Genomic DNA, 12,686 nt, shown 5'->3' with positions numbered 1-12,686 from the left:
TTGGCGAAGCAAAGACAAAGTGCCTCGCCCGCCGGGGCGAGACCCGGCTTGCTGGAAGACCAGCAGAAGCGCAAGCTTGCAAAGGCTTCGACAGGCTCAGCCCGAACGGAGCCGGAGGAACGCCCATATGGATCCCGGATCAGGTCCGGGATGACAGCCAGGGTGGCTGTGAACGACTCGATTCGCTATGAATTAAATAGCTGTTGACGCACGTCCAATAAGGGTTGGAGGCCTATTTGACTCCTAATCACACTGCGTTTCGGCATCAACCAACCGGCAGCGCTCAAGCACTCACAGGAAACAAGGCCACGCCCTTGGCGGTCGGGCGCCGCCAGCTATTGTTTCAATAGCTAAGCCGCCTGCAACATGGACGCCGGGTCTTCGCTGGCCAGCACCTGTGCGGCCCAGGGGGCGAGCTTGCTGGCGTCGGCACGCAGCACCTGCTGCTTGACGGCCAGGATCTGCGAGGGATGCATCGAAAAGCTGCGCAGACCCAGGCCCAGCAGCAGCCGCGTCATGCTGGTGTCGCCGGCCATCTCGCCGCAGATGCTGACGCCCTTGCCCTGCGCGTTGCACTCGGCAATGGTGTCGGCAATCAGGCGCAGCACCGCCGGGTGACAGGGGTCGTACAGGTGCGAGACGGCTTCGTCGGCGCGGTCGATCGCCAGCGTGTACTGGATCAGGTCGTTGGTGCCTATCGAGAGGAAATCAAAGTACTTCAGGAACAGCTTGAGCGTCAGCGCGGCCGCCGGTATTTCAATCATGGCGCCCAACTGCACCGGCCCGTAGGCCACGCCCTTGTTGTCGAGCTCGGCGCGTGCATGGTCGATCAGTGACAGGGTCTGGCGGATTTCGCTGCCGTGGGCCAGCATGGGCACCAGCAGGTTGACCTGGCCGTGCACCGCCGCGCGCAGGATGGCGCGCAGCTGCGTCAGGAACATCGGCGGGTCGGCCAGGCTCCAGCGGATGGCGCGCAGGCCCAGCGCCGGGTTCAGCTGGCCGTCCTGCACCCGGCCCGCGAGCTTGTCCAGCGGCTTGTCCGAGCCGATGTCCACCGTGCGAATCGTCACCGGCAGGCCCCGCATGCCTTCGATGGCCTTGCGGTAAGCCAGGTACTGCTCCTGCTCGCCGGGCAGGTTACCGGGCCGGCCCATGAAGAGGAATTCGCTGCGAAACAGGCCCACGCCGACCGCCCCCACGTCCACCGCGCCGGCGGTGTCGTCGGGCATTTCGATGTTGGCGAGCAGCTCGACCTTCTGGCCGTCGATCGTCAGGGCCGGCGTGTGTTTGAGTCGGTTCAGGCGCATGCGCTCGAGTTCGCCCTGGCGCTGCTTGAAGCCGTATTCGGCCAGGATGATGGGCGAGGGATCGACGATCAGCACGCCGGCGTCGCCGTCGATGATGACCCAGTCGTCCTGCTCGATCAGCTGGCTGGCGCTGCGCGCGCCCACCACCGCCGGAATGTCCAGGCTGCGCGCCACAATCGCGGTGTGCGAGGTCTTGCCGCCCACGTCGGTCGCAAAACCGACAAACAGGCTTTGCTTGAACTGCAGCATGTCGGCCGGCGAGATGTCGTGCGCGATCAGCACCAGCGGCACGTCCATGGTGTCGTCCAGCAGCAGGTCCTGCTGGCGCGGCTGGCGGTTCGCGGCGGACTGCGCGGCCGGCAACACCGGCGAGGCCACACCTTTCATGAACCCCAGGATGCGTTCGACCACCTGCTCCAGGTCTGCCTTGCGCTCGCGCAGGTACTCGTCTTCCATCTCGTCGAACTGCCGCGCAATGATTTCGTACTGCGTCGTCAGCGCCCATTCGGCGTTGTAGAGCCGGTCGACGATCCAGTGCTTGACGCCGCTGATCAGCTGTTCGTCCTGCAGCAGCATCAGGTGCACGTCGAGCAGTGCCGAGAGTTCATGCGGCGCATCTTTGGGCAGGTCGCGCTGCACCCGGGTGATTTCCTCGGACACCGCATCGCGCGCCACGCGAAGGCGCAGGATTTCTTCAACCGTCTTCGAGGCCTCGATGAAGTAGTGCGCCACGTCGGCCCGGCTCGACGCCACCAGCACGGCGCGGCCAATCGCCACCCCGCGCGAGACCGCCAGACCGTGGACCGAAAAGGTCAAGTTACTCTCCTTCGCCGAATTTATCGGCGATGAGCGCCAGCAGCGCTTGCATGGCTTGTTGCTCCTCTAGCCCGTCGGTTTCGATGTCGACGGTGCTGCCGATACCGGCGGCCAGCATCATCACGCCCATGATGCTTTTGGCGTTGACGCGGCGCTCGCCTTTGGCGATCCAGATCTCGCAGGGAAAGCTGCCGGCGAGCTTGGTCAGCTTGGCCGAGGCGCGGGCGTGCAGGCCCAGTTTATTGTTGATGGTCGTGCTGGTCTTGATCATGTTTTCTGCGTACCTGGTTCTGCGGTGCGGTGATGGCCACCTGCATCACGCCCTGCGTGCCGCCCATCACCGCCCGGGCCACCAGCGCGTCCAGCGGCTCGTGGCGGTAGGACACGGTGCGCAGCAGCATGGGCAGGTTGACGCCGGTGATGAGCTTGGAGTGCACGCCATCGACCAGCTTCTGCGCCACATTGCAGGGCGTGGCGCCAAACACGTCGGCCAGCACCAGCACGTGCGAGGTGCCCATCTGCTTGAACACAATGCGCGCCTGCGCCAGGGTTTCTTCGGGCGGCATGTTGGGCTGCACGTCCAGCGCGGCCACACTGGCCGGGTTGTCGGGAAAAACATGCAAGACACATTGCCGCAGGGCCGAAGCCAGCGGAGCATGGGCGATGATGAGAATGCCGTTCATTGCGGTGAATTATCGGGGGTGGGGTCTGCTTTGGCGCCGTGGAAGAAGGCATACGATGCGAGACAACAACACAAAAACACGGCCAGCGCCGCCTGGAAGCTGGCCACGTCGGCCAGCCCCATGGCCTGGAAAACGTCAATCAGCAGGCCGATGCCCCACTGCATGACAAACACACCGGCAAAAATCACCAGGTTGTAGGCGGTCAGCGCGCGCCCGGCCAGCGCCTGCGGAAACGCCATGCCCACGGCCGGCTGGGCCAGGCCCAGCACACTGGAAGCCATGCAGAACAGCGCCCAGCCGGCCCAGCCGGTGGCCGGGCCGGCCGCGATGTTGACGGCGAGCACGGTCAGGCTGACCGGCACGCCCCAGGTGATCAGGCGGTTGGCGCTCCAGCCATGCTGCGACAGCCACGGGTTGACCAGCCCCCAGGCCCAGAAGGTGACCAGCATGCAGGCATTGATCCAGAACAGCCCGGTGGCTGCCTGCAGCGGCGTGTAGCCCGCCACCCGGACCATCCACGGCCCGGCCCACAGGGTCTGGATGGCAATCACGCCGCCGTAGTGGAAAAAGGCCACCGGCGACATTTTCTGGAAATAGCGGCTGCGCCAGACCTGGGTGTAACTGGCCTGCGGATGCGACACATGGGGAGAAGCCGCTGCGGAAGCGACCTTCCAGGAAGGCACGACCCAGGCAATCGCCACCATCGACAACAAGATCAGCGCCGCCAGAATCCAGAACAGCGGCCGCCAGCCGGTCAGCGGCATCAGCCACTGCACCGGCAGGGTGGACGCCAGCATGCCCAGCGAGCCGGTCATCAGCATCCAGGAGTTGGCGCGCAGCAGGGTGCCGGCGTCAAACCAGCGGCGGTAACCGGTCAGCGGAGCCATCAGGCAGGCGCTGACACCCATGCCCAGCAGCACCCGGGCGATGAGCAAGCCGGTGAAACTGGTCGCGGCGGAAAACGCCAGGCAGGCCAGCACCGCCAGCCCCAGAAAATACAGGATCACACGTTTTGGCCCATAGCGGTCCAGCCAGGTGCCCAGCGGCAGCTGGGTCACGGCAAAACCCAGAAAATAACCGCCGGCCAGCAACCCCAGGTCGCGCGCATGCAATGAAAACTCCTGCGTGAGCACCGGTGACAGCGTGGCCGTGATGGCCCGCACCAGCGTCGAACAGAAGTAGGCCGCGGCAAACGCCAGAAACACCACAATGCCGGCACGCCGGCTCAACAGGCCGGAAGCAGCGGCGGCGGCCGGCAAGCGCCCGGCGTCCCGAACGGCGCCCATCAGCGGGGGTTTCCGCCGTCCAGCTTGAGGCTGGAGAAAAAGGTTTCGGCCACCTCGGGGTCCATCCGGTCGGCGTAGATCACCGCCTGAAAGACCTGCCGGCCCTGTGAAAAATACGCCGCCTGGCTTTGCACCGCCCGGCCGTCGGCGCGCTGGCCGCTGGCCCGCACCAGCACCGCCGGCGGCAGCGCGTCCGCGCCGGGCAGCGTCAGGGGGCCGGTCTGGCCACCGTCGGCCTTGAGGTTGGCCAGCGTGGCGGTTTGCCAGCCGGCCAGCACGGCCGCCGCCTGCGCCGCGTCATCCAGCGTGGCTACCGCAACGGCAAACGTGGCGTCACCGGCATCGCAGCCCAGCATGGCCAGCTCGGTCGGCCGCCCACCCAGCGGCACGCTGCGCCGGGCCTTGTCGGGCTTGCAGGGCAGCAGCAGGGTCAGCGCGGTGTTGTCCGGCCGCACTTCGCGCCAGTTGAAAACCGGATTACACGCCGCGAGCAGAAGCAGCAACAGACTGGCCGCCGTCACACGGGCCATCAAAGGAGGGGTCATCAAAGGGGTCAGGGAAGGGGAAGCCGGTGCCATGGTCTTTTCTGGAAGGGAGCGCTGACTTTACAGGGATTCACAAAAACAACCTGTTTTGGGGCAATCCTGTTTGACAGGCCGGCGACGCACCGATTTGGCGCCTGGCCAGCCCAAGCCCGCGATGCACCGCGCACCAAGCTGGGCACGATGTTTGCTCATCACCTGCCATGTTTGCAGAAACCGCCCCGCTGACCGCACCCATGCACCTGCCTGGCGCCGACCAGCCGGTCTGGCGCGACAAGCTGTCGCAGTTGCTGGAATCCACCGGCGAAGGCATTTTCGGCATCGACATGGACGGCTGCTGCACCTTCATCAACCGGGCCGGGGCCGAGCAGCTCGGTTTTGCCCCTGGCGAGGTGCTGGGCAAAAACATGCACGAGCTGGCGCACCACAGCCATGCCGACGGCGCGCACTACCCCGAGCACCTGTGCCCCATCTTCAACGCCTTTCGCATGGCGCTGCCCTGCCGCATCGACACCGAGCTGTTCTGGCGCCGCGACGGCAGCGCGTTTGCGGTCGAATACTCGTCCTACCCCATCGTCGACGGCGGCGTGGTGCAGGGCGCGGTGGTGACCTTTGTCGACATCTCGGCGCGCAAGCGGGCCGAGGAAGCCCTGCGCCATGCCAACGACGTGCTGGAGCAGCGCGTCAGTGAGCGCACACAGGCGCTGTCCGAGGCGCTGCAACAACTGCGCGAACTCTCGGCCTACACCCACACCGTGCGCGAGGAAGAACGCACCCGCATCGCGCGCGAGGTGCACGACGAGCTCGGCAGCCTGCTGGTGGCGCTGAAGATGGACGTGGGCTGGCTGGACAAACGGTTGGGCGAACAGCAGCAACGCGAGCCGGTGGCGGCGCAGGCCATGCGCGACACCATGCGCAGCAAATGCCAGAACATGGGCCGGCTGATCGAGGCCGCGGTGGACAACGTGGGCCGCATCATCACCGACCTGCGCCCCAGCATCCTGGACCACCAGGGCCTGTGGGCCGCGCTGGACTGGCAGGCGCACGAGTTCGTGCAGTCGGCCGAACTCGAACTCGACTGGCAGATGGACGTGGAGCAGGCCGTGCCGCTGCCCGAGCCTTCGGCCATGGCGATTTTCCGCATCTTCCAGGAGATGCTCAGCAACGTCGGCCGCCACGCGCAGGCCAGCCACCTCGCCATCACCATTCTGGCCACGGCCGGCGAGATCAGCATCCGCGTGCAGGACAACGGCAAGGGCGCGGCGCCCGCCGCCTTCGAGGCCGCCAATGCCTACGGCGTGATGGGCATGCGCGAGCGCGCCAGGCACCTTGGCGGCAGCCTGGAGATTTCAAGCCAAATCGGCCTTGGGTCCTTGTTCCACCTGCGCATACAGCTACCAAAACCATAGCAAAATGACCACCCTGAACATCCTGATCGGCGACGACCACCGTATCGTGCGCGAGGGCCTGAAACAGGTGCTGGCCGACGCCCCCGAGATCGCCGTCGTCGCCGAAGCCGAGACCGGCCCCGACATCCTTGAAAAGGTCGAGGCGCTGGGCGGCCACGCCGGGCTGGCTGCCGTGCTGCTCGACATTGCGCTGCCGGGCCGCGACGGCATGGACGTGCTGCAGGCCCTCAAAAAAGCCTGGCCGCAGCTGCCGGTGCTGATGCTCAGCACCTACCCCGAAAAACAATACGCGGTGCGCTGCATCAAACTGGGCGCGGCCGGTTACCTGAACAAAAGCGCGAACCCCGACGACATGATTGCCGCGGTGCGCAAGGTAGCTAGCGGCGGCATGTACGTTTCAGCCGTCACGGCCGAAGCGCTGGCCAGCGCGGTCGGCGGCAGCGGCGGGCGCAGCGGCGCCGAAGCGCTGTCGCACCGCGAGCACCAGGTGTTCCGCCTGCTGACGGCCGGCCAATCCGTCGGCGAGATCGGTACGCAACTGGGCCTGGCGTCCAACACCGTCAGCACCTACCGCCTGCGCATCCTTGAAAAAACCGGCACCAAAAACGACGTGGAACTAGCGCTGTACGCCGAGCGCCACGCCAAGGCACCTGCCAGCTCCTGACAGCAGAATTTCGCGCGGCCTTGTCCTACGGCCGCTTGGGTAGCCGCTGACGAACAAGCCGCCCCCGGCGCTCCATGCTGGTTGCAGACGGCGCCGCCGGCGCCACCCAAGGAGAATTTTCATGACCACAGTCACCGATGTGATGACCCGCGATGTACGAACCCTCACCTCCGACAGCACCATCACCGAGGCCGCCCGGGCCATGGAGGAACTCGATGTGGGCGTGATTCCCGTGTGCGATGGCGACAAGCTGCTCGGCATGGTGACCGACCGTGACATCGTGGTGCGCGCCGTGGCGCAAGGCCTGGACGGCAACACGCCGCTGGCCAAGGTGATGAGCACCGACGTACGCACCGCCCGCGAAACCGACGACCTCGACACGGTCCTCGCCGACATGGCATCCAGCCAGATCCGCCGCCTGCCGGTGCTGGACGGGTCGGAGCGCCTGGTTGGCATCGTTTCGATCGGCGACATCGCGGTCAAGGGCCAGGACGAGGAAGACGTCGGCCAGTCGTTGGCCGACATCTCCGCGCCGGCCTGAGCCAGGTTGAACTTGCTTCAGCGAAAGTTGTCACTGCGGGCCTGACCCGCCACCCATGCCTCGCGGGCCCGTGCAGCGGTACATGCTGCATGGATTCCCCCGGATCGGAGTCCGGGGCAGGCTCCCCAAGGCCGGGATGACAGATAGCGCTGAATCAGCCATCACTGCGCGCTGATTTGGTGCGCCGGGCCATCATGGCCGCGCACCCCCGGCCTGTTCTGACACCGTCCACGCAATAAAGCTGTCCCAAACAAGCACGCCGCAGCCGAAAAACACCGCCCGCGGCACCCGTTTTGTAGTGCCAGCCCTACACGGCGTCATTACATCAACAGCGAAATACGGCGCAGACGGCACTCCCGGCCAAAGTGGCCCGCTGCTTGCAAGACAGCCGCATCTTCAACTGAAAGGTGCGCGCCATGTCCGACTACTTCTCGCCTTACGACGCTGACAAACCGCTGATGCTCAAGTGCAGCTGCGGCAAGGACCACACGGTGGCCGACCACCACGCCGCCGTCGCTGCCGACAGCGCCGCCATCGAGTTGCGCCGCCGCAGCCAGACCAGCGAGTTCGAGGCCTACTCCAACGCGTTCATTGAAGCCACCCTGGTCAAGGCCCTGTTTCCGCAGGACGAAGTGCGCCGCCGCTTCCTGCGCGCCGTCGGCAAGGGCACGGCCATGGCCGCGATTGCCAGCGTGCTGCCGGTCGGCACCATGCAGGCCCTGGCGCAGGACGCCGGCAAAAAGCCCGGCACGCTTGAAAAAACCAACCTGAAGATCGGCTTCATCCCCATCACCTGCGCCACGCCGCTGATCATGGCGCACCCGCTGGGCTTTTACAAACAGCAGGGCCTGAATGTCGAAGTGACCAAAACCGCCGGCTGGGCGCTGATCCGTGACAAGATGATCAACAAGGAATACGACGCGACGCACTTCCTGTCGCCGATGCCGCTGGCGATCTCCATGGGCCTGGGCTCCAACGCCACGCCGATGAACGTGGCGACCATCCAGAACATCAACGGCCAGGCCATCACGATGGCGCTCAAGCACAAGGACAATCGCGACCCGAAAAACTGGAAGGGCTTCAAGTTCGCGATTCCCTTCGAGTTCTCGATGCATAACTTTTTGCTGCGTTACTACCTGGCCGAAGCCGGCCTGAACCCCGACACCGACGTGCAGCTGCGCGTGGTGCCGCCGGCCGAGATGGTGGCCAACCTGCGCGCCGGCAACATTGACGGCTTCCTCGGCCCCGATCCTTTCAACCAGCGCGCCGTGTACGAGGAAGTCGGTTTCATCCACCTGCTGACCAAGGACATCTGGAACGGCCACCCCTGCTGCGCCTTCGGCACCTCTACAGAGTTCATCCAGAAGAACCCCAACACCTTTGCGGCGCTGTACCGCTCGGTGCTGACGGCCGCCGCCATGGCGCGCGACCCGAAAAACCGCGAGCTGATCGCCAAGGTGATCGCCCCGGCGCAGTACCTGAACCAGCCCGAAGCCGTGATCAACCAGGTGCTGACCGGCAAGTTTGCCGACGGCTTGGGGCAAATCAAGAACGTGCCCGACCGCGCCGACTTCGACCCGATGCCGTGGCAGTCGATGGCCGTCTGGATGCTCACGCAGATGAAGCGCTGGGGCTATGTCAAGGGCGAGGTCAACTACAAGCAGATCGCCGAAAAGGTCTTCCTGATCACCGACGCCAAGAAGTACATGAAGGAACTCGGCCAGCCGGTGCCCGAGGGCGCCTACCCCAAGTTCAAGATCATGGGCAAGGAGTTCGACGCGGCCAAAGCCGACGCTTACGCCAAAGGTTTTGCCATCAACAAGATGTCTTGAGGGGCTTACTCCCTCTCCTCCTGGGAGAGGGTGGGGGTGAGGGCCCGCACACGCCCTCACCCCTGCCCTCTCCCAAAGGGAGAGGGAGCAAGACCGGCGCCAACACTGAAGCAAAAACTCCATGAATATTTTCAAAACCCTGGGCTTTCGCGCAGGCATCGTCTCCGCCGTGCTCTTCGTGGTGTTCATCGCGATCTGGTACGCGGCGACGGCCTCGCCGGCCAGCACCGGCGGCAACGTCACCGGCATGACGGCCGAGCAGATCGAATACCAGAAAATGATGGGCAAGGACCCGGGCGCCGCCAAGGCCTCCGGCTTCCCGACACCCGGGCAGATGGGCCGGACCTTTGTCGACCAGCTCAGCGATCCGTTTTACGACCGCGGCCCCAATGACAAGGGCATTGCTATCCAGCTCGGGCATTCGCTGGGCCGGGTCGCGCTGGGCTTTTTGCTGGCCTGCGTGGTGGCGATTCCGCTGGGCTTTGTCATCGGCATGTCGCCGCTGCTGCGCCGCGCGCTCGACCCCTTCATCCAGGTGCTCAAGCCGATCTCGCCGCTGGCCTGGATGCCGCTGGCGCTGTACACCATCAAGGACTCGTCCACCTCGGGCATTTTCGTGATCTTCATCTGCTCGGTCTGGCCCATGCTGATCAACACCGCCTTCGGTGTGTCTGCCGTCAAGCGGGAATGGCTCAACGTGGCCAAGACGCTGGAAGTCAAACCACTGCGCAAGGCCTTTCTGGTGATCCTGCCTGCCGCCGCGCCGACCATCCTGACCGGCATGCGCATCTCCATGGGCATCGCCTGGCTGGTCATCGTCGCTGCCGAGATGCTGGTGGGCGGCACCGGCATCGGCTACTTTGTCTGGAACGAATGGAACAACCTCTCGCTGACCAATGTGATTTTTGCCATCGTCGTGATCGGCGTGATGGGCATGCTGCTGGACCTGATGTTTGCGCAGATGCAGAAGTGGGTGACCTATGCTGAATAATCCCGTACCCGGCGCCGCATCTAGCCGCCCCTTCCTGCAGGTCGAAGGCCTGGCCAAGTCCTACCCCGGCACCACCGAGCCGGTGTTTGACGAGGTCAACTTCAGCATCGCGCGTGGCGAGTTCGTCTGCATCATCGGTCACTCGGGCTGCGGCAAGACCACGATTCTGAATGTGCTGGCGGGCTTGGAAACCGCCAGCGCCGGCCATGTCTTCATGGACGGCCGCGAGGTCGCCGGCCCCAGCCTGGAGCGCGGCGTGGTTTTCCAGGGCCATGCACTGATGCCCTGGCTCACGGTGCGCAAGAACATCGCCTTTGCCGTGCGCTCCAAATGGCCGGATTGGACGTCGGCCCAGGTTGATGTCCATGTACAGAAATACGTGGCGCTGGTCGGGCTGTCCGGCGCCATCGACAAAAAACCCTCGGCCCTGTCCGGCGGCATGAAGCAACGCGTGGGCATTGCGCGCGCCTTTGCGATCGAACCCAAGATGCTGCTGCTCGACGAGCCCTTCGGCGCGCTGGACGCACTGACGCGCGGCACCATCCAGGACGAGCTGCTGGCCATCGTGCGCGAAACGCAGCAAACGGTTTTCATGATCACGCACGACGTGGACGAAGCCGTGCTGCTGGCCGACAAGATCCTCTTGATGAGCAACGGCCCGCAGGCGCGCGTGGCCGAGATTGTGCGCAACACCATGCCGCGCGACCGCCAGCGCGCCACCGTGCACCACGACCTGCAGTACTACCCGCTGCGCAACCACCTGGTGGACTTTCTGGTGGCACGCTCCAAGGATTTGTCGCACGGCAAGGCGCCGGCGCATCCGCCCACGGTGGAACCCGGACGCGGCGTGCTGGCCGACGCGCCGGCCTCGGTCACTTTGAAAGCCGTCGCATGAGCAGAAACAGCTGCGACCCGGACCGCGTGGCGCTGGCCTACATCAAAGACTCGGTCTGGTGCAAGCGCGCCGACTTCTTCTCGGGCCGGGCCATGAGCCGCGAGTTTTTGAAATGCAAATTCCACTGGCCGCGCCCTGTGGCCCCCTGACTATTTTTTCTTTTCAACACGGAGAACATCACCATGAACCGCAACGACATCACCGAAAAAATCATCACCGTCAAAGTCAGCAAAGGCATCACCTGGGAATCGGTCGCCAAGAAGGTCGGCCTCAGCAAGGAATGGACAACCGCCGCCTGCCTAGGCCAGATGACGCTGGACGACAAGCAGGCCAAAATTGTCGGCAAGATTTTCGGGTTGACGGCGGAAGAGCAGAAGTGGCTGCAGGTTGTACCGTACAAAGGCTCGCTGCCCACACCCGTGCCCACCGACCCGCTGATCTACCGCTGGTACGAAATCGTCAGTGTGTACGGCACAACGATCAAGGAACTGATCCACGAAGAGTTCGGCGACGGCATCATGAGTGCGATTGATTTTTCGATGGATATCGTGCGGCAGCCAGACCCAAAGGGGGATCGGGTGAATGTGGTGTTATCAGGGAAGTTTTTGCCTTACAAGACTTATTGAACTTCTAGCGAGACCTAGACCGTGATAGGGATGCAAGAAAAAGTACTGTAGGTTGCTCAAGCATTTGGATTTCCCCAATTGGGCAATCGGCACGACTTAGGAACTCGCACCGCGGATATTTATTGCCTCTGCTACCGCATTTGCAAGGTGTTGAGCAATCCAAGCGTATCGCTCCTGACTTGTCGCGCCTGCAGGGTTGTAGCACTTCACTAGAGAAGAAAGAGGCTTCCCGGTAGGTCCGTGCTTAATGTGATCGAAAGGATTCTCACCCGCCGTGGAGACCTCGCCGAGCCTGTTCTTCAGTCCGTGGATCTGGATACCAACCACCCCAAGACCGTCATTCCATGACTTGATAATCTCGCGGTTAATCCACTTGCGCTTTGCCGTCGCCGCACCAATAAGCACTATGGTGCAAGTTCGACCCTTCATCTGTTCCGCGATCCATCGACTGATTTTCTCGTCTTGATTTGCACCACTGGCAACTGACTCCCAATCATTGTCTGAGGCTGGTTGATTCCCTTCGATTGCGCCTATCTGACGCACAGTTGATGCTCGCCAGTTATCCGGTTCATAGTGAAAGCTATAAAAGCATCTGCGTACCATAAAGCCTCCTTTCGGCACCTATCGAACAAGATACATGAGCACAAGCATGATTGCGGCAAGTCCGGCGTAGTAGATGACAAGAGTCCTTGAAGACATTGCACTAAACCATGTGTTTCTAGGGTCGTCGCTGAACGGCCTCGTGTCCATAGAAAAATCGATTTCAAACTCTTTCAGCTTACGCACGTAGTCGTATAACGCACGGAACTTGCGTTCCTGACTTAAAAAATAACCATCAAGAGACCAGAATATGAACAGCGGAAAATACGCAATCAAAACATAGGATTTGTTTGAATCCTTGGCCGCCAGCGCAAAAAGAGCAGCAATTAAGGTAATGCTCCAGCCCTTAAGCAGGAACAAATTTCCCGACATACGATTGATCGCCACCTGGATGAACTCAAGGTGCTTGTGCTTGTTGTTAGATGAGATTGGGTCCATACGAGCCTGTCAGAAATTTTGTGTGTGAGGCATAACATGTCACGAAGGAACATGAA

15 protein-coding genes are annotated in these 12,686 nt (G+C 63.2%); 8 read left to right on the top strand and 7 right to left on the bottom strand.

Annotation, left to right across the window (positions count from 1 at the left end; genetic code table 11):
• Positions 1 to 350: 350 nt before the first annotated feature.
• The 5 genes from ptsP to PSV40_RS21120 are packed head-to-tail and all read right to left on the bottom strand — an operon-like array spanning position 351 to position 4,637.
• Entirely contained in the window at positions 351 to 2,123 is a 1,773-nt protein-coding gene (gene ptsP / locus PSV40_RS21140) for a phosphoenolpyruvate--protein phosphotransferase (RefSeq protein ID WP_300541608.1), read from the bottom strand.
• 1 nt (position 2,124) lies between these two features.
• Positions 2,125 to 2,394 (bottom strand): HPr family phosphocarrier protein, encoded by a 270-nt coding sequence (locus PSV40_RS21135; RefSeq protein WP_300541606.1) that lies wholly within the window; start codon positions 2,392 to 2,394, stop codon positions 2,125 to 2,127.
• Positions 2,363 to 2,806: a PTS fructose transporter subunit IIA gene (locus PSV40_RS21130; protein WP_300541604.1), complete on the bottom strand. Its 444-nt coding sequence runs from the start codon at positions 2,804 to 2,806 to the stop codon at positions 2,363 to 2,365. Before PSV40_RS21130 ends, PSV40_RS21135 begins: the two co-directional genes overlap by 32 nt.
• Positions 2,803 to 4,092 (bottom strand): MFS transporter, encoded by a 1,290-nt coding sequence (locus tag PSV40_RS21125; protein ID WP_300541602.1) that lies wholly within the window; start codon positions 4,090 to 4,092, stop codon positions 2,803 to 2,805. The genes PSV40_RS21130 and PSV40_RS21125 overlap by 4 nt, the downstream gene beginning before the upstream one ends.
• Positions 4,092 to 4,637 (bottom strand): hypothetical protein, encoded by a 546-nt coding sequence (locus PSV40_RS21120; RefSeq protein ID WP_300541600.1) that lies wholly within the window; start codon positions 4,635 to 4,637, stop codon positions 4,092 to 4,094. Before PSV40_RS21120 ends, PSV40_RS21125 begins: the two co-directional genes overlap by 1 nt.
• Before the next feature lie 200 nt (positions 4,638 to 4,837).
• Here PSV40_RS21120 and PSV40_RS21115 point away from each other — a divergent pair, with 200 nt between their 5' ends.
• The 8 genes from PSV40_RS21115 to cynS all read left to right on the top strand — a co-directional run bounded on the left by PSV40_RS21115 (position 4,838) and on the right by cynS (position 11,592).
• Positions 4,838 to 6,043, top strand: coding sequence for a PAS domain-containing sensor histidine kinase (locus PSV40_RS21115; protein ID WP_300541598.1), 1,206 nt, complete (start codon positions 4,838 to 4,840; stop codon positions 6,041 to 6,043).
• Between the two features lie 4 nt (positions 6,044 to 6,047).
• Positions 6,048 to 6,707, top strand: a complete 660-nt coding sequence (locus tag PSV40_RS21110; protein ID WP_300541596.1) for a response regulator transcription factor — start codon at positions 6,048 to 6,050, stop codon at positions 6,705 to 6,707.
• A 121-nt stretch (positions 6,708 to 6,828) separates the two neighbouring features.
• A complete protein-coding gene (locus tag PSV40_RS21105; protein ID WP_300541594.1) occupies positions 6,829 to 7,248 on the top strand; it encodes a CBS domain-containing protein in 420 nt (139 codons plus the stop codon).
• Positions 7,249 to 7,664: 416 nt separating this feature from the next.
• A complete protein-coding gene (locus PSV40_RS21100; protein ID WP_300541592.1) occupies positions 7,665 to 9,080 on the top strand; it encodes a CmpA/NrtA family ABC transporter substrate-binding protein in 1,416 nt (471 codons plus the stop codon).
• A gap of 121 nt (positions 9,081 to 9,201) precedes the next feature.
• Positions 9,202 to 10,071: a nitrate ABC transporter permease gene (gene ntrB, locus PSV40_RS21095; protein WP_300541590.1), complete on the top strand. Its 870-nt coding sequence runs from the start codon at positions 9,202 to 9,204 to the stop codon at positions 10,069 to 10,071.
• Positions 10,061 to 10,966, top strand: coding sequence for an ABC transporter ATP-binding protein (locus PSV40_RS21090; RefSeq protein ID WP_300541588.1), 906 nt, complete (start codon positions 10,061 to 10,063; stop codon positions 10,964 to 10,966). Before ntrB ends, PSV40_RS21090 begins: the two co-directional genes overlap by 11 nt.
• Positions 10,963 to 11,115, top strand: a complete 153-nt coding sequence (locus tag PSV40_RS21085; protein WP_300541586.1) for a DUF1348 family protein — start codon at positions 10,963 to 10,965, stop codon at positions 11,113 to 11,115. Before PSV40_RS21090 ends, PSV40_RS21085 begins: the two co-directional genes overlap by 4 nt.
• A 33-nt stretch (positions 11,116 to 11,148) precedes the next feature.
• Positions 11,149 to 11,592, top strand: a complete 444-nt coding sequence (gene cynS / locus PSV40_RS21080; RefSeq protein WP_300541584.1) for a cyanase — start codon at positions 11,149 to 11,151, stop codon at positions 11,590 to 11,592.
• Between the two features lie 96 nt (positions 11,593 to 11,688).
• Here the strand turns inward: cynS and PSV40_RS21075 are convergent, their stop codons facing one another.
• Both PSV40_RS21075 and PSV40_RS21070 read right to left on the bottom strand, forming a co-directional pair.
• Positions 11,689 to 12,195: a TIR domain-containing protein gene (locus PSV40_RS21075; RefSeq protein ID WP_300541582.1), complete on the bottom strand. Its 507-nt coding sequence runs from the start codon at positions 12,193 to 12,195 to the stop codon at positions 11,689 to 11,691.
• A gap of 18 nt (positions 12,196 to 12,213) precedes the next feature.
• Complete coding sequence (locus PSV40_RS21070) at positions 12,214 to 12,630, bottom strand: hypothetical protein (RefSeq protein WP_300541580.1); 417 nt, start codon at positions 12,628 to 12,630, stop codon at positions 12,214 to 12,216.
• Positions 12,631 to 12,686 lie beyond the last annotated feature (56 nt).

Origin of the sequence: Polaromonas sp., assembly GCF_029945925.1 — a bacterium.
In the GTDB taxonomy this organism is placed as follows: domain Bacteria; phylum Pseudomonadota; class Gammaproteobacteria; order Burkholderiales; family Burkholderiaceae_C; genus Polaromonas.
Note: the sequence above shows the minus strand (reverse complement) of the source record. Positions and strands in the feature narration are given on the sequence as shown.